This window comes from Streptomyces sp. NPDC059989, from assembly GCF_042736975.1.
In the GTDB taxonomy this organism is placed as follows: Bacteria; Actinomycetota; Actinomycetes; order Streptomycetales; family Streptomycetaceae; genus Streptomyces.
This window is the reverse complement of sequence record NZ_JBHWUO010000007.1, coordinates 126,455-149,680: the sequence shown is the minus strand read 5'-3', so window position 1 is coordinate 149,680 and position 23,226 is coordinate 126,455. Positions and strand designations below refer to the sequence as shown.

The following is a 23,226-nucleotide window of genomic DNA, read 5'->3' as shown; positions in this document are numbered from 1 at the left end:
CGTGATCAAGGTGAGGGCCCGATCGTAGCGGGCGGTGCGGCGGGGCGGCCCGTGGTTTTCCGGGCGGACGGACTCGGGATGGGTGGTGACGGATGTCATGTGGAGGGGCAGGGCGGGTTGAAGTCGACTGCCGTGAAGTACTGGGCCCATTGGGCTCTGGTGATACGGGGGTACGCGCTGTCGCAGATGCGGGTGGCGACCCTGTCCAGGCCGGTGTCCCGCAGCCGGATCGTGAAGTCGTTGCCGCCGGTGGCCAGGGTGTTGCCGTCCGGGCTGAATGCCACGGCCGGTACGGGGTTCGAGTGGCCGGTGAGGACGGTTGGAGTGGCCGCACCGCTCACGTCCCATAGCAGGGCCTTGCCGTCCGCGGCGCCGGCTGCCAGTCGGCGGCCGTCCGCGTCGAAGGTCACTGTGTAGAGCCAGGAGCCGGACGCCGGTAGCTGCGTCACTTTCGCCGGGCGGCTGATGTCGTTGACGTCGATCAGCCAGATCGTCTTGTCCGTTCGGTGGAAGGCGGCCAATCGCCGGTTGTCGGGGCTGAATACGCCGCCGGTCAGCGGGTCGGACCGGAACGGGGACGGCAGTTCCCGGGGACTGCGCGGATCGCTGATGTCCCAGAACCGCAGCGAACCGGACTCGCCGGTGCTCGTCACCAGCGTCCGGCCGTCCGGCCGGAACGAGGCCATCGTGACGTGCGGCCCGTCCTCGGCGATCCGGCTCAGCGGCCGGGGATTGCCGGGATCGGTCAGGTCCCACAGTCCGGCCGTGTCTTGTGCCCAGACGGCCAGCAGGTCGCCACCCGGGCCGAAGGCGGCGCCGGCGACTTCGCCGCCGCCGGGGGTGAGGACCGATGTCAGCCGTGGCCTCCGCGGATCGGTCACGTCCCAGACGCGGACGGTGGCGTCCTCACTGGCGGTGACGAGGGTGCGCCCGTCAGGGCTGAACGCCACGCACCGGACGAACCTGGTGTGCCCGTGCAGGACCGACAGCGGCCACAGTGCCCGGCCGCCGGTGACCTGCCACAGCCGTGCGGTGCCGTCCCAGCTGGCGCTGGCGAGCAGGTGGCCGCCGGGGCCGAACGCCAGGGACGTGACCACGTCGTCGTGGGTCCCGAGCGACAGATCCCGCAGGTCCAGGAGCCGGTCGGAGTTGGCCAGCGTGCGGCCGTCCGGGCTGAACGCGGCTTGGTAGAACCCGCCCTGAATCGTACTGATCCGCTTGGGTTTTGCCGGGGCGGCGACATCCCAGAACAGGGTGGACCCGCCCACCGAGACGAGCGTGCTGCCGTCCGGACTGAATGCCACCGACCAGACGATCGCGGGATGCCCGAGCAGGACGGCCGGTGGCCGCGTGCGCGTGCCGCTGCCGATGTCCCAGACCCGTGCTGTGCGATCCCAGCTCCCGGTCGCCACGGTCCGGCCGTCGGGGCTGAAGGCGGCCGAGGTCAGCGTGTCGGTGTGTCCGCGCAGGACGTCGAGGAGGAGCGGATGCGCGGGGTCGATGACGTCCCACAGCCGGGCGGTGGTGTCCCCGGTGGTCGCCAGCGTGCGGCCGTCCGGGCTGAACGTCACCGAGGTGACCGTGTGGGTGTGGCCCGGCAAGGTGGCCAGCAGTCGCGGGTGGCGGGGATCGTTCACGTTCCACAGCCGCGCCGCGCCGTCGGTGTGGCCGGTGGCGATCACGCCGCCGGGCCGGTAGGCCACCCACGATGGCGCGGACGGCTGTTCCGGCAGCGTGCTCAGCTCGGCGGGCGCACGCGGGTTCGCCACGTCCCACAGCCGCACCGAGCGTTCGCTCGCCGTGGCCAGGACCCGGCCGCCCTCACCGAACGCCACCGACATCAGCCGCTCCGGCTGATTCAAGACGGCCAGCTGTACGGGGTGGTGGGCGTCCGCGATGTCCCACAGCCGGACCGTGCGGTCCCAGCTCGCGGTGGCCAGGACCGTGCTTTTCGGGGCGAAGGAGATCGAGACCACATCGGAGGTGTGGCCGGTGAACCGGCTCGTGTACGGCGTCGCGAACGCGCTCATGAGCTGGTCGCGGATGTCGCCGGTGGCTGCCAGCCGGTACGCGGCCAGGTTCAACTGCGCGGCGAGCGCGGGGTTCTGCTGCCTCGTCTCGGCCGCGTCCGCGGCGGCCTTCCGTGCGATGGCCACGTTGCGCTGCCGGATGGCCGAGTCGCGCGAGTCGACGGCCAGCCCGCCCGCGGTCGCCGCGATGACCACCAGCACGGTGAGCAGGGTGACCAACTGCCGCAGGCGGACCGTCCGACGCCTGACCGCCGCCATCTCGCCGGCCTGCGCTTCCCGGCTCGCGTCGAGGAAGTGCCGTTCCCTGGAGGTCAGCCGGCTGCCGTCCGCGGCGGCCAGGTCCAGCGCCGCGGCCAGGCGGGCACCCCGGTACAAGGCGTGCGGGTCGCGGTCCTGCTCCTCCCAGTCGGCGGTCGCGTCGGTGAGCTGCCGGTGCAAGAGCAGCTGGTCCCGGTCTTCGGTCAGCCAGCCGCGCAGCCTCGGCCAGCACCGGATGATCGCCTCGTGGGTGATCTCGACGCACTCCTCGTCCAGCGTCACCAGCCGTTGCCGGGCCAGGGATTCGAGCACGAAGGCAGTGTCGGGATTCGGGTCCAGCTCGTTCCTGGTGATCCGGCGCCTGGTGTCCTCGGTACCGTCGCCCAGCGCGGTCAGTCGGAGGAACAGTGATCTGGCGAGGTCCTGTTGCACCGGCGACAGCGCCCGGTAGGCGGCCTCAGCGGTGTGTGCGAGCGCGTGCTGGATGCCGCCGGCCGCCAGATACCCGTCCAGGGTCAGGCGGCTGCCGCTGCGACGGCGCCAGGTCTCGACCATCGCGTGCGAGACCAGTGGCAACGCACCCGGCTGACCGGTCGCGTCCGCGACCACGGCCGCCAGCAGCGGGCCGGTCACCGTGCAGTCGGCGAGCAGGGCCGGCCGGGTGATGGCCTCGCGCAGCTCCTGGCTGCTCATCGGACCGACCGCGATCTGCGCATCGCGCATCGCCTCGACCAGCCGGGGGTCCTGGACGCAGTGGCCGTAGAAGTCGGCGCGTACGCCGAGCACCACCCGGGTCCGGCTGGTCGTCGCCGTGGCGGCGGCGATCAGCAGGGCGATGAACGTGTCCCGTTCGTCCCGGTCCCTGCAGAGGGTGAAGACCTCCTCGAACTGGTCGACCACGATCAGCGCGTCGATGTCCGGCGTGCGGTCGATCATGGCTCGCCGGATCCGCAGGTGCAGCGCCGCGGCATCGTCGCGCAGCTCGGCCAGCAGCGCGCCGGGAGCCTCTCCCGTCACCGCGGCCAGGCGGACCGCGCACTCCTCCACGGGGTGCGGGCCCGGCGTGAACAGCATCACCGGCCACCCCGATGCCCGCGCGCGGGCGACGAGCCCCGCCCGCAGCAACGAGGACTTCCCCGATCCGGACGGCCCGAAGACCGCCAGGAACCGGCGCTCGCGCACCGTCTCGAGCACCTCGCCGGTCAGCCGCTCGCGCCCGAAGAAGCGGTCGGCGTCTTCCGGCTGGAACGCCGACAGTCCCGCGTACGGTGCGCTCTGTCGGCTGCTCTCTCCAGGCTCGTCGACCCGCGCGCTCGCGGCAATCTCGGCGGCGACCGCGTGCCACCGGGTTTCCCATACGCGGCGGTCACCCCGGCACGCCTCCACGTACGCGAGCGTGACGGCAAGGCTCGGAAACGTGTGCCCGCCCGCAGCGTCCGACAGTGTCGTGGACGAATAGTGCGCCCTTTTGGCCAGCGCCCGATAAGGCGGCCGTCCCGCCGTCTCACGCAGCTTCCGAAGGTCGGCCGCAAACCGCGTCAGGGGACCGGAGTCCAGGTCGAGCGGGCGTTCGGGGCGTGGCATGGCCTTCCTTCCTGCGTCTTTCCGCAGCCGTGATGGGTGGTGTTTGTCCAGCTTTTGATGTCCGGAATCCCCGTCCCGGCGCCGGACATCAACCGGCGGCTAGACAGGGGCCAGCGCAACCGCGCAACGGCGAAACGAAGGAGAACCATGAGGTCTGTGCGACGACTGATGCTGCTGGCGGCGGCCACCGGTCTGCTGGCCGGCGCGACCTTGACCGGCGGGCCCGCCTTTGCCGCGGCACCGCTGCTCAAGTCCAACCTGAACGGAAGGTGCGCCGACATCTTCATGTGGCATCAGAACAACGGCGCCACCACCGTGACGTGGGACTGCACCGGCGACACCAACCAGCAGTGGTTCTGGGACGGTGAGCAGATCCGCTCGAGCATGAACGGAAAGTGCCTGGAGATCTACGGTCCCCATCTGGGTGACCAGGGCTCGGTGGCTACGTGGGACTGCAACGGCGGTCGCCACCAGAAGTGGTTCCGGAACGGCAGCGAGATCCGTAACCGGGTGAACGGAAAGTGCCTCGACATCCTGGGCGGCCGGCCTGAGAACGGCCAACTCCTGGTGAGCTGGAGCTGCAACGGCGCACGGAGCCAGAGCTGGGACTTCTGACCCCTCGCCCGGCCCGGCACATCGCGTGCCGGGCCGGGCAGGCGTCATCCACTCCCGCACAGCTCCACGGATCCGGCCTCACGGCCTGGCGTTTGGTCCATGATCATGGGGCGGGAGGTCGCGGCCGGCTCGCGTGCCGCTCCTCCTCGACACCCGTGTGGCCTATCGCCTCGCAGAAGGGGGCCCGATCGACGCCTGTTGATGCCGGGACAAGTGTGCGCGCCGTGGTACGGGATAGCAGAAGCCGAATCCGGCCATGATCGCGAAAGGGTGGCGCCTGTGTCTCAGGAGCAACGTAAACGGGGGCAAAGGCTGCGGCTGCCCGTGAAGGCGGCCCTGCCCGGCCGCCACCCGCACGAGGACGAGGCGCCCGTCACCGACCGGGTGGTCTTCGGCGTGACGGCCGTACTGACCTTGGGTTTCGTGATCTGGGGTGCCACGGCCACCAGCGGGCTGGAAAGCGTCTCCGACACCCTGCTGAACGGCCTGATGCACAACGGCGGCTGGGCGTTCGTCCTGGTTGCCTCGGGGTTCGTCGTCTTCGCGCTCTGGCTCGCGATCAGCCGGTACGGACGAATCGAGCTGGGCCAGGAGCACGAGAAGCCGGAGTTCAGCACCGTCTCCTGGGTCGCCATGATGTTCAGCGCCGGCATGGGCATCGGCCTGATGTTCTACGGCGTCAGCGAACCCCTCGCGCATTACACCACTCCGCCGCCGGGCACCGACCCGGACGACTCGGCGGACAGAATGCAGACGGCGCTCGCCACCACGCTCTTCCACTGGACGCTGCACCCGTGGGCCATCTACGCGGTGGTCGGCCTGGCCATCGCGTACAGCACCTTCCGGCGCCGCAGGCGGCAGACGATCAGCGCCGTCTTCGTCCCGCTCCTGGGGAAGAAGCGCGCCGAGGGCGCACCCGGCCGGGTGATCGACATCCTGGCGATCTTCGCCACGCTCTTCGGCTCCGCCACGTCCCTGGGACTCGGGGCGCTCCAGATCGGCAGCGGCATGCACGAGGTGGGCTGGCTGGGCAAGGCCGGGACGGGGCTGCTCGTCGCCATCATCGCCGTGCTGACCGTCTGCTTCGTCTTCTCCGCCGTCTCCGGGGTGGAGAAGGGCATCCAGTGGCTCTCCAACATCAACATGGTGCTGGCCGTCATCCTCGCGGTCTTCGTGTTCGTCGTCGGCCCCACCATCCTGGTCCTCGACCTGATCCCCACCTCCCTCGCCGCGTACTTCGACGAGCTGCCCCAGCTGATCGGCCGCACCGAGGCGTCCACCGGCGGCGGTGACGTAGCCGACTGGCTGAGCAGCTGGACGGTCTTCTACTGGGCCTGGTGGATCTCGTGGACGCCGTTCGTCGGCATGTTCATCGCCCGCATCAGCCGGGGCCGAACGATCCGCCAGTTCGTCGGCGGCGTCATCCTGGTGCCCAGCGCCGTGAGCCTGGTCTGGTTCGCCATCTTCGGCGGTACGGCCATGCGCCTGAAGGAGCAGGGAGACCTCGGGGAGGCCACCACGCCCGAGGCGCAGCTCTTCGGCGTGCTCCAGGAGTTCCCGATCGCCGGCGTGATGAGCCTGCTCGTGATGATCCTGGTCGGCATCTTCTTCGTCTCCGGCGCCGACGCGGCGTCGATCGTGATGGGCACCCTCTCCCAGAAGGGCACCTTCGAACCGGCCCGGTTCATCGTCGTCTTCTGGGGCGTGGTGACCGGTGGCGTGGCGGCCGTGATGCTCCTCGTCGGTGAGGGCAAGGGCGACGCCCTCGCGGGCCTGCAACACTTGACGATCCTCGTCGCGGCCCCGTTCGTCCTGGTGATGATCGGCATGTGCTGGGCCCTCTTGCGGGACCTCCGCCAGGACCCGATGATCGTCCGCGGAGAACTCGCCGAGGAGGCGATGGAGGAAGCCGTGATCGCCGGCCACGAGAAGTACGCGGGCGAGTTCGAGATCCGCATCGGCCCCGCTCAGGACGAGGCACCCGGGGCAACGAAGGACGACCCCGACCGCAAAGACCCGGGAGCCCCGCCCCCGGCCTCCTGACGGGCACACCCGCCATACGCCGCCGGCCCGGCCGGGGGGCCGGGGTCAGTGCGGGGGCACGGCCCCGGTCATGGGCCGGCGCTGGAGCAGACGGAGACGGTCGGCGACGAAGGCCCATTCCAGGTCCTGCGTCCCGCCGAAGACCTGCTCGCAGCGGGCGGTGAGTTCCCGCAGGCTCTCCAACCGCGTCTCGTCGAGGCAGAGTCGGTGGATTCGGTCGGCGGGGACCGGGACCTGGCTCGTTCCGCCGGCCGGCGTGGGCTCCACGGAAAGGTCCTTCATGCCGGGCGTGCGCTCGATCACCCGGCCGTCGCGGCCGACCCGGTAGTGATCCGGTACGACCAGGCCGCTGACCACGGCTTCGCCCAGGCCCCAACTCGCCTCGATCACCAGGACGTCGGAGCCGTCGAGGGGGTCTCGGGAGAACAGGACTCCGGCGCACTCGGGTACCACCAACTCCTGTACCACCACTGCCACTCTGGGCCGGCCGGGCAGCCCGAGCCGCTCACGGTAGGCGACCGCGGCGGCCGAGTGCGCCGAATCCCTCACCCTTCGGACCGCCTCGGTCAGCCCGTCCGGACCCCGTACGTTGAGGCAGGTGAGGTGCTGTCCGGCGAAGCTCGCCGCGGCCGAGTCCTCGCCCAGCGCGGATGAACGCACGGCCAGCCCGCCGCCCTGCAAGTCGGCGGTCGACACGTGCAGGGCGGCGAGCGCCTCGTCGTCGCCTGCTGCGACGGCGTCGACGAACAGCCATTCCAGGGCGATTCCTTCCGGTACCGGTAGACCCGCCCGGGCGGCGGCCCCGAGCTGCGAGGCCTTGCCGCCGTACCGGCTCTCGTCGGTGGCCAGGCGGAGCGGCACCGGGGCGGACCACGTGCTCGGCGACAGCGAACCGGTCATCGGACCACCGCCGCCTCTCCGGCCCGGCCGTCGACCCGCACCCAGGCGCCGTCGGGTATCACCGCCGTGGCATCCGTGCATCCGACGACGCCGGGGATGGCGAACTCCCGGGCGACGATGGCGGCGTGGGAGAGCGCCCCGCCGCGATCGGTGACGATCGCGCCGAGCAGGGGCAGGACGATGTTGAAGGCCGTGGTGGTCGCGCCGGTGACCAGGACGTCGCCGGGCTGGATGCGGTCGAACTCGGGCACGCCGCTGATCACCCGTGCCGTGCCCTCGTACACGCCCGGGCTCGCGCCGAGCCCGTGCACGGTCCGCCCCTCGGTCCGGGCTGCCGGGTTGCTGAACATGGCGAGGACGACGGCCCCGAGGGCGCGTTCCAGGCGTGCCGCGGCGGGCGGCAGCCACTCGGGCGGCAGCGGGTCGCCCGGCGGTGGACCCAGCATCGGCGGCGCGTCCGCGTACCGGGCGTGGTCACGGTAGTGCGCCCGGGCGGCGAGTTCTGCGGCGTCGGGCCCGGAACCCGTACGGACCAGGTCGCGCAGCTCGGCGTAGCCCGCCTCGGCCAGGTGGGCGGGTGCGTGGATCCGGCCCTGCTCGGTGAGCCGTCGGCCGGCCGCCAGGATGGCGCGCCGGGTGAGGCCGATGGCCGGCAGGTCCGCGCACGACCCGCGCTCGTCGCGCAGCCGGGAGACCAACCGCGCCTCGGCGAGCAGCTCGTCGAAGTGGGAGCGGTGCGGCGCGGGTACGGCGTCGCGAAGGTCGGCCGCCGCGTCGGCGCGCTGGTCGGCGGGGGCGTCCGCCTGGGGCCGCGTCGAGGAGGAGACCGCCGAGCGAATGGCCGCGAGCACGACGGCGGGCAACTCCGCCACGCAGGGATCGCCCACGTCCTCGCCATTGACGGGGCGCCAGCCCGCCGTCTCCAGGTACTCGGCGAGGGCGGTACTCGTACGTCCCGCGACGGCCCCCAGCGCCGCCAGCAGCTCCTGGGGTCGCGCCGGGGAGGCGAGCAGCTCGCTCGCCCGGGGGTCCGCCGCTACGGCGGCAGCCAGCTCGGCCAGTTCCTCCCGGTCCGCCAGCGGGTCGGGGCTCGATCCGGCCAGCGGGGCCAGGATCTCGCCGGTGGTGCGCCCGGTCCACTCCTGACAGTGTGCGATCAGATCGCCCATCGGCAGCAGTGCCGGCATGTTGAACAGGTGGTGCAGGTAGCCGGCTCGGCGCTGGTGCTCCCGGCACCGGTCGAGGTACGCGAGCAGACTGCCGGTATCGAGGAGTCCGGGCTCGACCTGCTGTAGTTCGCGCCGCTCGCGCTGTAGCCCGGGTCTGACCTCCTCGTCCCAGCGGCGCAGGTCCTCGCGCCACAGCTTGCGCTCGAAGACGGTCGCGCTGGTCGCGAGCCTGGTGCGGATCTCGGGATGATCGGCGGCAAGGCGTTCCCAGACCTCTCTCGGCGGGTGGTCCGTGGCGTCGGGCGGGGCTCCCAGCGGCTGGGGATGGTAGTAGCAGAAACCGTTGACGAAGGCCCAGTCCAGCCGTTCGAGCAGCGACCCGTACCGGCGGAGGCTCTCTCCGAAGCCGCGGTGCATCTCCTCGATGAAGATCTCGGCGTGGAACCTGGTCACCGGGCGGGTGAAGTGGGTCGGGTCCAGGAACCAGGTACCCGGCCCCGGTGGAGCGAAAGTGCGTTCCGTGGCGATGCTCATGGCTCTCCTCCTCGCCGGTCATCTGCCCGGGTGGCGTAGCGGACCGTCCGGGTCTCGCCGCAGCTCGTCCGTGAGCACCCGCACCGCCCAGGCGGCGGCCGCGCCGGCCTCTACCCCGTCGAGCCCCGCCTGCAGCCGCATGGCCTGCCAGGCCGGGGCGCTCACCAGCAGGTACAGCACGGCGACCGCGCGGCGGCGGGCTACCGGGTCGGCGTCCGCCGTGAGCTCGGCCAGCGCCGCCTCCACCGAGTGGAACCGGTGCCTGCGGCCCTGCTCCCGCAGCGGCCGGGCCGCCTTGGAGTTCAGCATGGCGAGCATCAGGGGCGCGTGCTCGTCGTACGAGCGGTAGAGCTCCGGCGCCATGCGGCGCAGCCCGTCCAGGGTGTCCGGATAGGACTGCATGAGCACGTGCAGATTCTCCTGCGCCCACCCGCTCCAGGCCGCGAAGAGCGCCTCCCTGGTCGGGAAGTGCCGGTAGACGGTGCGGACGGCGACGCCTGCGCGCTCCGCCACGAGCGGGATGGTCAGCTCCTGGACGCTTTCGTCGGCGATGGCCTCGGTGAGCGCGGCGAGGATCAGCTGCCGGGTCTGCTCAAGCTGGCCGGCACGCAGCGGACTCTCGTACGCGCGCTTCTCTTTCATGGCACGTTGACAGTACTCCAATTCATTCTAAAATGTCAAGAAACGGTATAAACCTCCCACAAGGAGGGATGGAGGCCGAGAGAGACGGGAGATCAGCAGCACCCTGACGCGGAGCAAGCTCGGCGGTGAGCTCCACCTGCCCGGGGCGCTCCGTCTGGTGCGCCACGGCGTTCGGGTGCAGTGGTCGGGGCGGCGCACACGGGGAGTACGTCCAAGCCGCAGAAGGTCGACTTCCACTTAGCTTGGGAAGGAGTCCTTTCCATTCATGGTCGGACGTGTCAATCTGACTGGCGCCAAGATCGCCAAGCGTTCGGCTGGTTGCTTGGTGGTCGACGGCCGCGGCCCGTGTTTCCGCTGGCCGCGCTCCGTACCTGGCCTCGACAGGCCATCTGACAAGGAGCAACGACACCAATGCGACCTACTGTTCGCTCGGGCCGCCGCAGGCCCCGCGCTCCGCGCGTCCTGGCCAGACTTGTGGCCGTGCTGGCTGCGGCGTTCGTCACGCTCACCACGCTGAGCGCGGTCCCGGCCGCGGCGGCGGAGCAGGAGATCTGCGGGCACCTGGTCCGCGATGCAATCCTCGACAAGTACCTCAGCATGGGTGGCTGGAACTCGCCGCTGAAGTGCCCGACCACGGAAGAGCTGCCCACGCCGGACGGCCGGGGCGCGTTCACGGTGTTCGAGGGAGGGTCGATCTACTGGTCGGCCGCCACGGGCGCGCACCCGGTGTGGGGCGCGGTGCGTGACGCCTGGGCGCGCCAGGGCTGGGAGGGCGGCAAGTTCGGCTACCCGGTCGGCGACGAGTTACGGAACCCGGACGGCCAGGGCATCCGGCAGCAGTTCCAAGGCGGGACGCTCTACTGGCACCCCACGAAGACCGCGCGGGCGTACGGGGTGACCGGCCGGATCGGCCAGCTCTGGGCGCAGTGGGGATATGAGCGCGGGGCCTTCGGCTATCCGACGTCCGACGAGTACGTCACCGACGCCATCGGCGGCTTCGGGTCCCAGCACACGGGTGTACGCCAGAACTACGAGAACACCAGGTTCATCGTCTGGAGCAGCGGCCACAGCGACGGCTACTACGTCTGCCGCAGCGAATGCGTCGGCTACGGCGCCATGACCAACAAGCTGTGGGTGGCGAAGACCGAGATCTACCACAGCCTGGCCTCCACCCCGGACCCGTACGCGGGCAAGCGCTCCGTCCATGTGACGCCGACCGAGGTCGGGTTCAGCCACGCGGACGACCACCTGCAGGAGTTGTGGAACCAGGTGTGGTCGGTCATCCCGTCGCCCTCGCCCGCGTTCAGTGCCGACGAGCAGGACGTCGTCAGCAAACAGCTCTACTGCCACTCGGTCTTCGCGTTCCGCGACCCCACCAGCGGCGACCGCTTCGGCGGACCGACCTGGGACCTGGAGACCTGGCGTCCCAACTGGGCCTGGGACTCCGCCAAGTGGCTGCAGGCCAAGTGCAACCCGGGCTGGCCCGCGGAGGAGTGAGCCCTCGGCGAGGATGACCTGAGCCCCTAGGAGGTGCGGCCCCCTGGCAGCCGTGGGTGGTGCTCACCACCGACGCGCCCGCCCAGGGGGCCGCGTCGTTCCCTTCCCTCCGAGGAGGCGCACGTCGCGCATCGGCGTGGAGAGTACGTGTTTCTGAACCCCTCGTATGGGCAGGTCAGGCCCTTGATTCGTGGGCGGAGGCCACCGTGCTCACCCTGGACGTCGTCAAACGCATCGACGACGTAGCGGAGTTCGTGGAGCTGCCCCGCCGTTGGGTGGTGGAGCGCGCGAAGAGGGGACCCACCCCAACGGGCAGAAGGCTCGGACCCCGTTTCACGGGGTCGAGAGATGTTCCGCACCTACTGATCGGGGCGGACGCCTCGGACGTGTGCGATCACGTCTGGTTGGCCCAGGCCGGCACGGTTGATCCGGCCTCGGCCTCGGATCACGCCGTCTGCGGCCAGTCTTTTCCGCAGTGCGTCGGGTGCCAGGGGAGTCTCGAAGCCCTCGCTGAGGCCTCGCCCCGTGTCTGCGTACTCGTAGCGGACCGCGTACATCCTTCCCTCGTGATGCCATTCCAGGCGAACCAGAGGTCGCGCGAGGACCGCTTCGAACCACTCTGCCGCTCTGTTCCCCAGCTCCGTAGGGCTGCCCGCGGCTCCGAAGATGAACTCACTCGCGGCCTGCTCGATAGTGAAGTCCTGGTTGTGGAGTTCGCCGCCACGGACGACGGACCCGTCGAAGTGGGCGCCCACGGTCAGAACTCCCTGGTTGCGTTGCGGGTCACCGATGTCCAGATAGACGATCAGCTGGCCGTCGCGGGTGTGCGCCGAGGGCAGCACGACGGTATCGAGCGGGTCCACCAGCCAGGATCCCGCGCGTTCGGCCAGAACGTCCACGAACGCGCGTTGGGCGACGTCCAGGTCGTCCTCTTCGTACTCGAACCAGGGGATCTCATCCATGACCGCACTCTACGGTCGACACAAGGCTGTCCAGGAACTGCCGGTCGCGGGAGAGATGATCTTGGTATGGCTGGTGTGATCACGGCCTCCTGAAGGATCAGAAGGCGCGAGGAACGCCGCTGCCTGTCGCCGCGTGTTCCCGCAGACGCCGCTTGTCCGGCTTCCCCAGGGCGGTCAGCGGGATCTCCGGAACCCAGAACACCGCGGTGGGCCGGTGCGCCGGGGCCAGCGCCTCCTCCACCAAGGCGCAGGCCTCGCCTGCCAGCGCGTCGTCGGGCGCATACCCCGCAACGGGCACGAGGAAGGCGCAGACCTCCTCACCGGTGAGGCCACTGTCCCGGCCGACGACCACCGCCTCGGCCACGGCCGGGTGGCGGGTAAGCGCCGCCTCGACCGGTACGCAATAGATGTTGACGCCGTCGACCACCACGACGTCTTTGCTGCGGCCGTCGAGGTAGAGGTACCCGTCCTCGCCGAGGTGCCCGAGGTCTCCGGTCCGCAGCCAGCCCTCCCGCATCGCCTCGGTCGTCAGCGCCGGCTGGTTCCAGTATCTGGCCATCATCGACTTGGACCGCGCCCACACCTCGCCGGTGGCCCCGGCGCGCACCGCTACGCCGTGCTCGTCCCGCACCTGCACCTCCACCCCCGCGACCGGCCGGCCGACGGAGGACAGAAGTTCCGGCCGGTCGGCCACCGCCGCATCGTGGTCGGTCGGGGAGAGGCGGCAGATCACCCCGATCTCGCTCATGCCGTAACCCTGCTGCCAGCGCCCGCCCCAACGGGTCACGGCCTGGCGCAGCCGTTCGGGGTGGATGGGTGAATTGCCGTACGAGATCACGTGCAGCCCTGGCACTCCCCCGACGGTCGCGGGGTCGCCCAGCAGCCGGTACAGCATCGACGGCGTCAGGTACGTCGAAACCTGCCCCAGCCGCAGGCAGGCGGTCGCGAACTCCGGTGGTCCGAACGGGTCGAGGATCTCTACGCGGCCCCCGGCCCGCAACTGCTCCAGGCAGCGGCCACCGGACCGCTGCGCCAGCGAGGTGACCGAGAGGTAGGCAAGCTCCGCCCACCCACGGGGGCGTACGGCGTTGCGCGCGGCCATGGCGCCGAAGGTGGAGGCGACCCCCTTGGGGAGCCCGGTGGTCCCGCCGGTATAGGTCACCCGCGCCACGTCGTCCTCCCGGGCCCGCACAGCCACTGCGGTGGGGTCCCGGCCGGCGGCCCGTCGGCCCGCCTCGTCCAGGTCGAGCAGGGGCGAGCCGGTGCACGGCACCGGAACGTCGTGCACTACCAGTTCCGGGCGGCAGTCCCGCAGGATGAAGTCCAGTCCGTGCGTGGCCGGCCCGACAACGACCTGCGTCAGCCGGGCACCCAGCACATGCGCGGCGAGCCGTACCAGCAGCACCTCGGCCCGGTTCCCGCCCGTCACACAGGCCAGCCCCGACCCCGGCCCGACCCCGGCCTCCGCGAGTACCCCGGCCAGCCGGTACACGGCCTCCAGTACCTCGGAGAACCTCATGACGGGAGGGCCGGCCCCGATCGCGGGACGTCCCGCATACCGCTCGAACGCACCGATCAGCCCAGTGACATAGCGTGCGGCCACCATCTGCAACCCGCCTCTCCGCGCCGCGGACGACGCGACCGGTACCGGTACCGGGCCGCAAACGCTGGACCAGCCGATGGAAGCGGGTCCGGCGCCTTCGACGGCCGCCTCACCAACAACCGAATCCGACCCGACAGACCGACCCAATTACACCAAAAACTTTAGCGGCGCCGCTCCCGGCGCGGCCCCTGCGTGCCACGGGTTCCGGCGGCGGTGCTCAGCCGAAGATCGGGTGCTCGGTGGCGTAGAGGAAACGGGTCTTGGAGCGGTCGAGGAAGTTCTCCTCGTCCGCGGCGACGGTCGTGGTGTAGGTGTCGGAGGTGAACCAGCCGGCGGCGTCGGCGATGCTGTCGACCCACACCTCGGCGACACCGTCGTAGACGGCTGTGCTTACGCCGGGGATCTCGTCGTCGGTGGGCAGGAGTTGGACGTAGCGCCGGACCGGGACCTCTCCGCCGGGCAGGCTCGTGATCAGCGCGGTGTGCTTCTGCCAGTAGTCCAGGAACTCTCCATGGGTGAGGTCTGCCCGCCGGGTCAGGAAGATGCTGATCTTGATCACAGTTGACTCCTTGAAGCCGAGATTGACTTGCCTGAGCAACTCATAACGTAGACGACTCCTACTTGCCCAGGCAAGGGACATCTCTTGCCTGGGCAAGTAGGATGGATCGCATGGATGCACCGTCACCGTGGCTCGACGCCGAGCAGCAGGAACTCTGGCAGGACCTTCTCACCGTCGTGATCGCGCTGCCTGCCGCCCTGGACCGTCAGTTGCAGCGCGACGCGGGCATCTCGAACTTCGAGTACGGCGTGCTCGCCCGGTTGTCGATGGCGCATCAGGTGACCATGCGGCTCAGCGAGTTGGCCCGGGACTGCAACAGCACTCTCCCACGACTGTCGAAACTGATGGACCGCTTCGAGGCGCGAGAGTGGATCGTTCGTCGAGTTGACCCGAGCGACGGTCGCTACACCCTGGCCACGCTGACCGACACAGGTCGGCAGAAGATGGTCGACAGCGCGCCGGGGCACGTCGCGCAGGTGCGCCGACTCGTGTTCGACTCCCTCACCGCTGCACAGCGCCGCCACTTCGGCGCGGCGCTTTCCAGCGTTGCCGAGACCGTGCGGCGGGAGGCCGCCGCCGGTGGTCCCACCGGGTGAGTGCGCTCACCGCCGGCTGGGCGCGTGGCCGAACCACAGGTCACCGGCATTGGCGCGCGGTGTTCACGGCCCGTCCGGGACGCCGAGCGGCACGGTGAACCGCGACTGCCAGCCTTTCTCCGTCAGCACCACCAGCTGGACCGCCGCCGCACGGGTGCGCAGCGGCAGCAGGCCGCCGATCGCCGCGCGGACATGGGCGGCAGCCGCCGGATTGTCGGCACCCATGGCGACCGTGACGTGGGCGGCGGACCGCGCCCCGAAGCGGCCCCTGTACGGGCGCAAGCCGGGCCACTGGCCGCGGAACGCATCGACGATCGGCTGGAGTCCCGGAACGGTGACGGCGACGAAGCCGGACGCCGTCACGACCTCCTCCAAGAGCAGATCAGCTGCCGGAAAACGCGCTGCCAGGGAACGCACGTCCTTCTCGTCCTGACTTGTCAGCGCCGATTCCGGCACGAACGGGTAGAGGAGCGAGACGTGCGCCGGCAGCCCACGACGCACCAGAGCCGGGTCGATACGCCACGCCGCATCGAGGAGCGGGGCGGCATCGGGCAACACAATGACGACGGCGGTGGTCCCTGGCTCTGGCACGCCGTCATCATCGCAGGCCAGCCCGCTACTGCGCCCTCTGCACTCCCCGGTCGGCGTGACTGCCTTCGTTCAGGGAGTGGTTCTGGTGTTGTCGAGCCGTTCGAGGCGTGCCACGTTCCCCCGGTCCTCGGGTTCCGTGCTCGCCTCGGCGGCGAACCAGGCATCGAGGATCTCTTCGAGGAGCGGTTCCGAGGTCAGGCGCAGGCTGAGGGCGAGGACGTTGGCGTCATTCCAGCGGCGAGCACCGTCCGCGGTGTAGGCGTCGGTGCACAGGGCCGCTCGTACGCCGGGAACCTTGTTCGCGGCGATGGACGCGCCTGTGCCGGTCCAGCAGCACACGACGGCCTGGTCGGCGTTCCCGGCGGCGACCTCGCGGGCCGCCGCCTCCGAGCAGGCGGCCCACTGCGGATCGTCGCCGGGGCTCAGCGCCCCGTACGTCACCACGTCGTGACCGCGGTCGCGCAGTTGCCGGAGGAGGGCGCGAGCCACGGGTTCGTCCATGTCCGAGGAAACGCAGATCCGCATGCCCCGAGACTAACCGGCCGCGCAACGGACGGTCACCGCGAGTGGAACGGGCCCTGGTTTCATGCCGCACAGGCGAACTCCCCCGGCGCGCGCCTCACAGCACGACACCTGAGCGGGTCATAGCTGGTCAGGGGCGGTCCTGCGATGCCGTAGGGTGGGGTTCACCGACGCGGGGTGGAGCAGCTCGGTAGCTCGCTGGGCTCATAACCCAGAGGTCGCAGGTTCAAATCCTGTCCCCGCTACTACCCGGAAGGGCCTGGATCATCAACGATCCGGGCCCTTCTGCCGTCCGGCGGCCCGGAGCAGCGTCGCGCGTTCGTCCTCGCGCAGTGACTCGCCCGCCAGGAGCCGGTCGTCGCTCAGCAGCCGACGCACCCATTCCGCGTCGGCCTCGAACACCGTCCGAGCAACCGGGCAGCTCCGGCCAGGCGAACATTCCACGCCGGAGGACTACTTGTCGCGCATGGCTTCGATCTCGGCGGCCAGCACGGCCACGTCGCGTGCCTGCGTGTAGAACTTTCTCGCGTACTCGTCGCTGATCGCCGGAAGTACCTTCTCGAATGCCCCCAGCAACCGGATCAAGCCTCCTCGGGACGGTTCGGGGAGGGGGCCATCGAGGACGCGATAGACGTAGCCGGCGGTGTCCGCGTCGAGCATGACCATGTCCTGGTCCTCAACGTCCAGGCCGCGGAACCCGTTCGGGAACGGCGTGGCCCTGTACTCGTCCATCATCTGCGCGAGCGCGTCGAGCTTCTTCTGCATCACGCGGAGATTCTGCCAGGGGCCGTGCGGCGAGGTGCCGGTCACGCCCCTGGAGTGGACTCACGGCACGTCCAGTTCCCCGCGTGCCTGACGGAGCGCTGCCCCTTGCCGGCGTTTCCGGCTGTCAGTTGAAGATGTCCAGGACGTCCGTCCAGGACCCTGCGTCCTCGGTGCGCCGGGGCCGCATCGGGAGCGGATCCGGGTAGGTCTCCGTTGTGGCCCTCGCGCGGACGATGTCGGGTCCGCCGCAGGCCGCGATCGCGAAGGCGCCGAAAACCTTGGCGAACGCGGCCGGGTCGCGGAACTCCACGCCGAAGGCGCGGCCGTCCCGCAGCGGCACCCACACCACCCGGTCGATCCGTGTCCATTCCAGCACCGGCTCGCTGTCCGCGGTTGACCGCCCCTCCAGCCACAGCCGTGCCACGTGCAGCAGGTTCACCTTCTCCATCGGCAGCCGCTTGCGCCGCACCCGCAGTTCACGCGCCGTCAGCTCGACCCTCTGGTCCTTCTTCGGGTACCAGACGACGCCGATCCCGAACGGCACCCACAGCAGGATCCCGATCATCGGCCAGACCAGAGCGTCGCCCCACGACCGGAGCAGCCCGCCGTCCAGCAGGGACAGGGCCCCGAAGACCAGAACCCACTTCGCCGTCATCCGCCAGAATCCGCTGCCCTGCCGGTACAGGACCCGTCGCTTCCCCGATATCGCCATGCCCGTACGCTATCCGCCGCCCCGCAACTCACCGTAGGCCGGGAGCGCAGCCCGTTGGCGGTGCGGCGGGCGCATGGCGGGGACACCGTGCGCCCGCCGCGGGGGGTCAGTCGATGGCGTTGAGTACCTCGCCCAAGTCGATGAACTTGAAGCCGGTCGCCTCGCGGTCGCCGTCGCCGGGGGTTTCCTGGCCGTCCTGCACGACGAGCAGGCCGTGGGGGTAGCGCCTGCCGAGGGGGGCGTTGAGGGCGGCGGCGCCGTCGCAGACTTCGGAGCCGTCGAGGGCGGCGGAGGCCGCGGTGATGCGGAAGGCGCCCTCGAACGCGTTGTGGTCGTCGCGCTCGCGATCGTAGGCGACGAAGGTGTTGTCGCCCTGGCTGGAGGCGAGCAGGTAGCCGTCGCCGTCAGGTTCGGTAACCAGGGTCAGGCCCTCGACGTCGGCCCTCAGGCGCTTGCCGCCGTAGCCGGGGTCGGTGCCGGGCGTGCACTCCTCGGTCTCCTCGGCGTAGGTGCCGGGCACGCCGTACTCGCGCACCTTGTCGATCAGCTTCGGCGTGCCGGTGAGGCCCGCGTCGATGCGCCAGATGCCGACGTCCTCCTGCCCCGCGTACAGGGTGCCGTCCGCGGGGTCGACGACCATGCCCTCGACCTGCGGCAGCTCGCCCGGCTCGGCGCAGGGCGTCCAGCCGGCGCCGTTCGGCAGGCGGAAGGAGGACGGCAGGTCGAGCGTGCGCACCTGGCGGTAGTCGACCGTGCCGGCGGGGGTGACGACCAGCTCCAGCAGGGCGATCCGGGTGCGGTTGCGCTGGCTGACCACCGCGTAGGACCGGCCGGTCGTCCGGTCCGTCCAGGTGGCCAGGCCGTACGCGGTCTTCTGCTCGTTGATCTCGGCCTGGTCGGCGGAGAAGACCGGGCGCACTCCCGGGTCGGTGACGTCGGTGAGCGGGCCGCCGGGCCGGTCCCGGTCGATCCGGTAGATCCGCAGCCGGTCGTTGCCCCGGTCGCTGACCACCGCGACATCGGCGCGCCCGCCGCCCAGTCGCAGGCCGTGGACCAGGTCGACGTTGTTGAAGCGGCCGGGTGCGTCGTCGGCGCCGGGTCCGGCCGGGGCGGGCAGCGACTGCACCTGCCGGGCCTCCAGGTCGTAGACCCGCAGACCGCCCTGCTTGGCGGTCGCGATCACCAGGCTGCGGCCCGGGTCGGCGGCGTTGCGCCAGATCGCCGGGTCGTCCGCGTTGGCGTCGCCGCCCGCCTCGTCGTCGTACAGCGGCGCGGTCTCGGCCTTGGGCCGGATGCTGCTGATCGAGGAGGCTTGTGCCGGGAGCGCGACGGAGGCCGCGAGTGCCGTGCAGAGCACGAGCGCGGAGGCGCGAGCGGCCAAACGTATCGTCATGCTTGTTCCTTTATAAGGAGTTTGCCCTGATGGGGAACACGCTCGCCGCGCCGATTGTCATGTCCGCGACTGAATGATGGCCGATGGTTGAACTCGCCGCGAAACCCCGGGGGCCGGGTGTCGTGGCCGGACGGGCCTGCGGGTGAACGGTCGGTTCGCGACACACCCCCGCCTCCCGCACACCCGCTACGCCTTCCGCGCGGACGTCCAGCCCTGGCGGCGGAGGCTTTCGAAGCCGTCCAGGAGGAGGTCCAGGGCGAATTCGAACTCGAACTGGTCGTCGCAGCCGCCACCGACCGTGGAACCCCCGTCGTGTGCGGCCGTCGCGGCCAGTTCCGCGATGTGCGGGTAGCGCGCCGCCAGCCCGGGGTCCGGCGGGCCGGAGGGGCCGCCCGAGGTGTCGAACAGTTCCTGGCTGAAGCCGAGCAGGCGGCTGCCCATCGCGTGCATGACGTGGTGCGTGAGGTCGGCGGAGAGGCCGCCGTCCCGAAAGCTCCCGGCCATCGAGTCCAGGTACGCCAGCACGGCCGGGGTGGGGCCGGTCCGCGACTCGATGACCCGAGCCGCCCACGGGTGGCGCAGCAGGACCCGCCGGGCCGAGAGGATCCGCCCGCGGACCACGGACTGCCAGTCGGGGCCCGCGCCCGGCGGGTCGATCTCGTCGACGACGGCGTCGGCCATGCCGTCGAGCAGCTCCTCCTTGTTGGCCACGTGCTTGTAGAGGGCCATCGGTACGACGTCCAGCTCCTGCGCGAGCCTGCGCATGCTGAGCGCGTCGATGCCGGTGGCGTCGGCGAGCGCGACGGCGGCGCGCAGGACGCGGTCCCTGTTCAGGGGGATCCGTTGTGTGTGCGTGGTTTCCTGCCGGGTCATTCCGGTTCGGCCCCTTCCCTCCTCGACAGCACCCTCTCCTTGACGAGTGTACGACGTACACCTATGGTGGCCGCCAGGTGTACGACGTACACCACCATCGAGCGAGGGGTACGACAAGATGAGTCCGGACCGGAGAACCGCGGTGGCCGCCGGGTCGCTGTTCCTGCTGACCGAGGTCGCCGCGATAGCCGGGGCGGTTCTGTACCGCCCCCTGCTGGGCGCGGCGGACGGCCGGCTCGCGCAGGGCGCCGACACCCGGGCACTGCTCGGGGTGCTCTGCGAGGTGGTGCTGGTCGTGGCGGTGACCGGTACCGGGGCGGCGCTGTTCCCCGTCCTGCGGCGCCACGGCGAGGGGCTCGCGCTCGGGTACGCCTTCGGGCGGCTGCTGGAGGCGGCCGTCATCGCCCTCGGGATCGTCGCCGTCCTGGCGCTCGTCACCCTGCGGCGGGACGCGGGGGCGGCGGAGGGCGCCGACCTCGCGCTGGCTGCCGTGCATGACTGGACGTTCCTGCTCGGGCCCAACATCGCCCTCGGTCTGAACACCGTCCTGCTCGCGTACCTGGCGTACCGCGCACGGCTCGTGCCGCGCTTCATCGCCGTTCTCGGGCTGGTCGGCGGGCCGCTGATCTGCGCCTCGGCCGTCGCCGTGATGTTCGGGGCCTATGCGCAGCTCTCCGTGGCGGGGTCGGTCGCCGCGCTCCCGGTCTTCGCCTGGGAGTTGGGGCTGGCCGGGTGGCTGATCGTCAGGGGGTTCGGGCCCGGCTCGGGCGGCGCGTCCCGGGCAGACGGAGAAGTGGCTGATCCGGCAGTGGTCCGTCGGTGAGGCCGGAGCCGAGCAGTAACTGAGTCCTCAGAAAGACATACGTGGAAGGCCGGGCTGATCGCTCTTCAGCCCCTTCGGACCTGCCGGGTATGCTCGCGCAGATGATCGACGAGGAAGCGATGGGCATGAGCGGGGACGCCCCGACAACGGCTGGACTGTGGGACGTACTGGACCGTGCCACACGCGTCGTGATCGTCGAAGGGCCTCCGGCCATGGCCGACTCCCCCGACCTGGCGCGGATTGTCGTCACCGGTGCCGAAATCGCGGGCTTGGCCCAACTGCTGGCCATCGTCGACGGTGGCACAGGCGACCGGTGCCGGTGCACCGGATGGCCGACGATCACGGTGCACGGCGCGAGCGGCGAACAGATCACCCGCTGGACGCTGCATCACCAATCCGGACTCCGCGGGCTCGGTGATTGCGACGCCGATCTGCAAGACGGTCCCGCACTCACCGAGTGGCTGGCGGAGAGGGGCCTGACCCGGTCCCGGGATGTTCAGGCGGAGCTGGCCGCACAAGAGGCCGAGGCCGACCGGCGCCGGATGCGTTGGGTCCGGGCGGCGCCCCTTGGGCTGTCGGAGGCGGCCGCAGCCGTGGCCCACCCGCCGGGGCGCGACCATGCGGCATGGTCGCGCCATTTGGAGGGCGCCAAAGACCGGCTCGCCGCTCTCACCCGAAGCCGCTATCCGGTCAGGACCGAGCGGATCCGCGCCCTTCTGGCCTGGGCAGGAATTCCCTCCAGGGAGTCTGCTGGAGGCCTGATGTGGTACGACATCGCGGTGCAACAACAGCTCCTGAGCGAAGACCGCGACTCCGTCATCGCCGCGATCTCCACACAGCCCCCGAGTCCGGGCCAACTCGACGGTGCGGCCGAACTGTTCGGCTCACTGGCGTGGACCAAAGCACACGGCAAAAAGCTGCCGAAGCCGCTGAAGAAGATACTGATCAGGCACGTCCAAGCAGTCGGCACCGACGCCATGAAATTCCGGATGCGTCACGGCTACTACGGGGCCAAACGATCTGCGCCCTAGTACTGCAACAACGGTGTTTGCTGTGGCGGTTGGGCAGGTCGGTCACTCCGGCACGGGCAGGCACTCGGCGAGCAGGTCGGTGACGTCGCGCCAGGCCCGCTGCGCCTGCCGCGGGTGGTAGCCGACGCCGGGGAGTACGGTCTGGTCGACCGGCGGGTGGTGGAAGGCGTGCAATGCCCCGCCGTAGACCACGAGGCGCCAGTCGACGCCCGCGGCCTGCATCTCGGCGGTGAACGCGTCCCGTTGCGCGGGCGGCATGATCGGGTCTTCCGACCCGACCCCTGCCCACACGGGGCAGCGAATGCGGGCCGCCTCGCCCGGTCGGCCCGTGGTCAGTGCGTTGACCGTCCCGATCGCGCGCAGGTCGACACCGGCGCGCCCGAGTTCCAGCACGATCGCGCCCCCGGTGCCGTAGCCGATGGCGGCGATCCGGTCGGGGTCGGTCCGCGGTTCGGCGCGCAGCACATCGAGTGCCGCATGGCCGATACCCCGCATCCGGTCGGGGTCGGCGAGCAGCGGGGCCACACGCGCCAGCATCTCCTGCGGGTCGGTGAACCAGTGCCCCCCATGGAGGTCGAAGGCCAGTGCCACGTAGCCCAGTTCGGCGAGAGCGTCGGCCCGGCGGCGCTGGAAGTCGTTCAGCCCCGGCCCCTCGGGCCCGATCAGGACCGCAGGCCGGCGGTCGACACCGGCAGGGAGCGCGAGGTGCCCGATCATCGTCAGGTCGTCGGCCGGGTACTCCACCGTGCGCGTGGTAACCGTCGTCATGAGACCCGAATGTAGTGATCGTCGAGTCCGGTCGGGCCGGTGTTCACCATCGGCTGACAGCGCGGGTGTCTCTGAAATGCGGTCCTGGCGAGTGGCGGGCGACCACAGGACTAGAGCGTGTCTTTCAGGTCTGGCTGTGAGTCCGTCAGCAGTGGCCGTACCCAGTCCGTTGCCGGTGGGCAACTCGCTCGACAGGTCCCGGGGGGCCATGGCCCACTACACGGGGTGGGGTCAAGCGGGCCGGCCACTCGCGTGATGGTGCGGTCGCACCAGTCGCAAAGCACTGTCACGTGGGCACCTGCGGCCTCAAGGACACCGGCCGCGTCCTGGGCGGCTTCGAGCCAGTCGGGTTCCGTGACCGCTACGGGCGCACTGTCCAGCAGAAGCTTGCTGTTCCAAAGGCTGAGGCCGGTGACCGTTCGGATCGCACGGATCGCCTCCGACTTCCGACCTCCTGACTCCGTGAGCAGGACTCGGAATCCTGGCTCTTCCACGCACCCTCCCCTGCGGCCTCACTCTGTCCAGCAAGTGAACCATCCCCGCAGCTGAACGCCACGGTGCGGGCTATCGCCGGGCCCAGACAAGGATGGCGGCGAGGTGGAGTGCGGCCTGGTAGGCGACGGCGAGCTTGTCCGTTCGCATGGCCAGGCCGCGCCACTGCTTGAACCGGTTGATACATCGTTCGACCGCGTCAAAGTGACCTTGGATTGGGGATCCTCCCCCGGCGGCGGGAGGTAACGAGCCGAGCGAGACTTC

Annotated in this window: 22 protein-coding genes, 1 tRNA gene and 1 pseudogene; 7 read left to right on the top strand and 17 right to left on the bottom strand. The window is 70.5% G+C overall.

All coding sequences use genetic code 11. The features are described from left to right. Positions 1 to 95: 95 nt before the first annotated feature. The gene (locus ACFWBN_RS08995; protein ID WP_385172846.1) at positions 96 to 3,872 is read right to left on the bottom strand and encodes a hypothetical protein; all 3,777 of its coding nucleotides are present in this window, start codon (positions 3,870 to 3,872) and stop codon (positions 96 to 98) included. A gap of 147 nt (positions 3,873 to 4,019) precedes the next feature. Between ACFWBN_RS08995 and ACFWBN_RS08990 the strand changes: the two genes are divergently transcribed. Both ACFWBN_RS08990 and ACFWBN_RS08985 read left to right on the top strand, forming a co-directional pair. Beyond that, positions 4,020 to 4,487 carry an RICIN domain-containing protein gene (locus ACFWBN_RS08990; protein ID WP_385172843.1) on the top strand — a complete coding sequence of 156 codons (468 nt, stop codon included), beginning with the start codon at positions 4,020 to 4,022 and terminating at the stop codon, positions 4,485 to 4,487. Positions 4,488 to 4,805: 318 nt separating this feature from the next. Next, a complete protein-coding gene (locus ACFWBN_RS08985) occupies positions 4,806 to 6,530 on the top strand; it encodes a BCCT family transporter (RefSeq protein ID WP_385173099.1) in 1,725 nt (574 codons plus the stop codon). Positions 6,531 to 6,575: 45 nt separating this feature from the next. On the opposite strand, the gene ACFWBN_RS08980 is transcribed toward ACFWBN_RS08985, so the two are convergent. Genes ACFWBN_RS08980 through ACFWBN_RS08970 form a run of 3 tightly spaced genes read right to left on the bottom strand, consistent with a single transcriptional unit; the run spans position 6,576 to position 9,775 of the window. Continuing rightward, positions 6,576 to 7,430 carry a PEP/pyruvate-binding domain-containing protein gene (locus tag ACFWBN_RS08980; RefSeq protein ID WP_385172840.1) on the bottom strand — a complete coding sequence of 285 codons (855 nt, stop codon included), beginning with the start codon at positions 7,428 to 7,430 and terminating at the stop codon, positions 6,576 to 6,578. Further along, a complete protein-coding gene (locus ACFWBN_RS08975; RefSeq protein WP_385172837.1) occupies positions 7,427 to 9,133 on the bottom strand; it encodes a PEP-utilizing enzyme in 1,707 nt (568 codons plus the stop codon). Before ACFWBN_RS08975 ends, ACFWBN_RS08980 begins: the two co-directional genes overlap by 4 nt. 18 nt (positions 9,134 to 9,151) lie before the next feature. Beyond that, entirely contained in the window at positions 9,152 to 9,775 is a 624-nt protein-coding gene (locus ACFWBN_RS08970; protein ID WP_385172833.1) for a TetR/AcrR family transcriptional regulator, read from the bottom strand. A gap of 480 nt (positions 9,776 to 10,255) precedes the next feature. Between ACFWBN_RS08970 and ACFWBN_RS08965 the strand changes: the two genes are divergently transcribed. Then, positions 10,256 to 11,272, top strand: a complete 1,017-nt coding sequence (locus ACFWBN_RS08965) for a DUF2599 domain-containing protein (protein WP_385172830.1) — start codon at positions 10,256 to 10,258, stop codon at positions 11,270 to 11,272. 359 nt (positions 11,273 to 11,631) lie between these two features. On the opposite strand, the gene ACFWBN_RS08960 is transcribed toward ACFWBN_RS08965, so the two are convergent. From ACFWBN_RS08960 to ACFWBN_RS08950, 3 genes are all read right to left on the bottom strand, one after another. Then, a complete protein-coding gene (locus ACFWBN_RS08960) occupies positions 11,632 to 12,234 on the bottom strand; it encodes a hypothetical protein (RefSeq protein WP_385172826.1) in 603 nt (200 codons plus the stop codon). Between the two features lie 97 nt (positions 12,235 to 12,331). Next, positions 12,332 to 13,840 carry a class I adenylate-forming enzyme family protein gene (locus ACFWBN_RS08955; RefSeq protein ID WP_385172823.1) on the bottom strand — a complete coding sequence of 503 codons (1,509 nt, stop codon included), beginning with the start codon at positions 13,838 to 13,840 and terminating at the stop codon, positions 12,332 to 12,334. 214 nt (positions 13,841 to 14,054) lie between these two features. Next, positions 14,055 to 14,396 (bottom strand): EthD domain-containing protein, encoded by a 342-nt coding sequence (locus ACFWBN_RS08950; RefSeq protein WP_385172820.1) that lies wholly within the window; start codon positions 14,394 to 14,396, stop codon positions 14,055 to 14,057. Between the two features lie 110 nt (positions 14,397 to 14,506). Here ACFWBN_RS08950 and ACFWBN_RS08945 point away from each other — a divergent pair, with 110 nt between their 5' ends. Further along, positions 14,507 to 14,992 carry a MarR family winged helix-turn-helix transcriptional regulator gene (locus ACFWBN_RS08945; protein WP_385172817.1) on the top strand — a complete coding sequence of 162 codons (486 nt, stop codon included), beginning with the start codon at positions 14,507 to 14,509 and terminating at the stop codon, positions 14,990 to 14,992. 63 nt (positions 14,993 to 15,055) lie between these two features. On the opposite strand, the gene ACFWBN_RS08940 is transcribed toward ACFWBN_RS08945, so the two are convergent. Together ACFWBN_RS08940 and ACFWBN_RS08935 are read right to left on the bottom strand one after the other, a co-directional pair. Further along, positions 15,056 to 15,583 carry a 2'-5' RNA ligase family protein gene (locus ACFWBN_RS08940; protein ID WP_385172815.1) on the bottom strand — a complete coding sequence of 176 codons (528 nt, stop codon included), beginning with the start codon at positions 15,581 to 15,583 and terminating at the stop codon, positions 15,056 to 15,058. Positions 15,584 to 15,652: 69 nt separating this feature from the next. Next, the gene (locus tag ACFWBN_RS08935; protein ID WP_385172811.1) at positions 15,653 to 16,108 is read right to left on the bottom strand and encodes an RpiB/LacA/LacB family sugar-phosphate isomerase; all 456 of its coding nucleotides are present in this window, start codon (positions 16,106 to 16,108) and stop codon (positions 15,653 to 15,655) included. A gap of 168 nt (positions 16,109 to 16,276) precedes the next feature. On the opposite strand from ACFWBN_RS08935, the gene ACFWBN_RS08930 reads away from it, so the two are divergent. Then, positions 16,277 to 16,350, top strand: a tRNA-Met gene (locus tag ACFWBN_RS08930). Positions 16,351 to 16,372: 22 nt separating this feature from the next. Here the strand turns inward: ACFWBN_RS08930 and ACFWBN_RS08925 are convergent. The 5 genes from ACFWBN_RS08925 to ACFWBN_RS08905 form a co-directional block, all read right to left on the bottom strand. Continuing rightward, the gene (locus ACFWBN_RS08925; RefSeq protein WP_385172808.1) at positions 16,373 to 16,507 is read right to left on the bottom strand and encodes a hypothetical protein; all 135 of its coding nucleotides are present in this window, start codon (positions 16,505 to 16,507) and stop codon (positions 16,373 to 16,375) included. Between the two features lie 51 nt (positions 16,508 to 16,558). Then, entirely contained in the window at positions 16,559 to 16,915 is a 357-nt protein-coding gene (locus ACFWBN_RS08920; RefSeq protein WP_385172806.1) for a hypothetical protein, read from the bottom strand. A 79-nt stretch (positions 16,916 to 16,994) separates the two neighbouring features. Beyond that, positions 16,995 to 17,582: a hypothetical protein gene (locus ACFWBN_RS08915; protein WP_385172804.1), complete on the bottom strand. Its 588-nt coding sequence runs from the start codon at positions 17,580 to 17,582 to the stop codon at positions 16,995 to 16,997. Between the two features lie 106 nt (positions 17,583 to 17,688). After that, positions 17,689 to 18,975, bottom strand: a complete 1,287-nt coding sequence (locus tag ACFWBN_RS08910; protein WP_385172801.1) for a phytase — start codon at positions 18,973 to 18,975, stop codon at positions 17,689 to 17,691. 186 nt (positions 18,976 to 19,161) lie between these two features. Continuing rightward, a complete protein-coding gene (locus ACFWBN_RS08905) occupies positions 19,162 to 19,848 on the bottom strand; it encodes a TetR/AcrR family transcriptional regulator C-terminal domain-containing protein (protein ID WP_385172798.1) in 687 nt (228 codons plus the stop codon). Between the two features lie 118 nt (positions 19,849 to 19,966). Here ACFWBN_RS08905 and ACFWBN_RS08900 point away from each other — a divergent pair, with 118 nt between their 5' ends. Then, on the top strand, positions 19,967 to 20,671 hold the full coding sequence (locus tag ACFWBN_RS08900) for a DUF4386 domain-containing protein (RefSeq protein WP_385172795.1): 705 nt from the start codon (positions 19,967 to 19,969) through the stop codon (positions 20,669 to 20,671). A gap of 101 nt (positions 20,672 to 20,772) precedes the next feature. Then, a complete protein-coding gene (locus ACFWBN_RS08895) occupies positions 20,773 to 21,702 on the top strand; it encodes a hypothetical protein (RefSeq protein ID WP_385172792.1) in 930 nt (309 codons plus the stop codon). A 42-nt stretch (positions 21,703 to 21,744) separates the two neighbouring features. Here the strand turns inward: ACFWBN_RS08895 and ACFWBN_RS08890 are convergent, their stop codons facing one another. The 3 genes and pseudogenes from ACFWBN_RS08890 to ACFWBN_RS08880 all read right to left on the bottom strand — a co-directional run. Then, positions 21,745 to 22,470, bottom strand: coding sequence for a dienelactone hydrolase family protein (locus tag ACFWBN_RS08890; protein ID WP_385172789.1), 726 nt, complete (start codon positions 22,468 to 22,470; stop codon positions 21,745 to 21,747). A gap of 110 nt (positions 22,471 to 22,580) precedes the next feature. Then, entirely contained in the window at positions 22,581 to 22,964 is a 384-nt protein-coding gene (locus tag ACFWBN_RS08885; RefSeq protein ID WP_385172787.1) for a ribosomal protein L7/L12, read from the bottom strand. Positions 22,965 to 23,034: 70 nt separating this feature from the next. After that, positions 23,035 to 23,163: pseudogene (locus tag ACFWBN_RS08880) on the bottom strand (IS5/IS1182 family transposase); the annotation flags it as partial. Positions 23,164 to 23,226 lie beyond the last annotated feature (63 nt).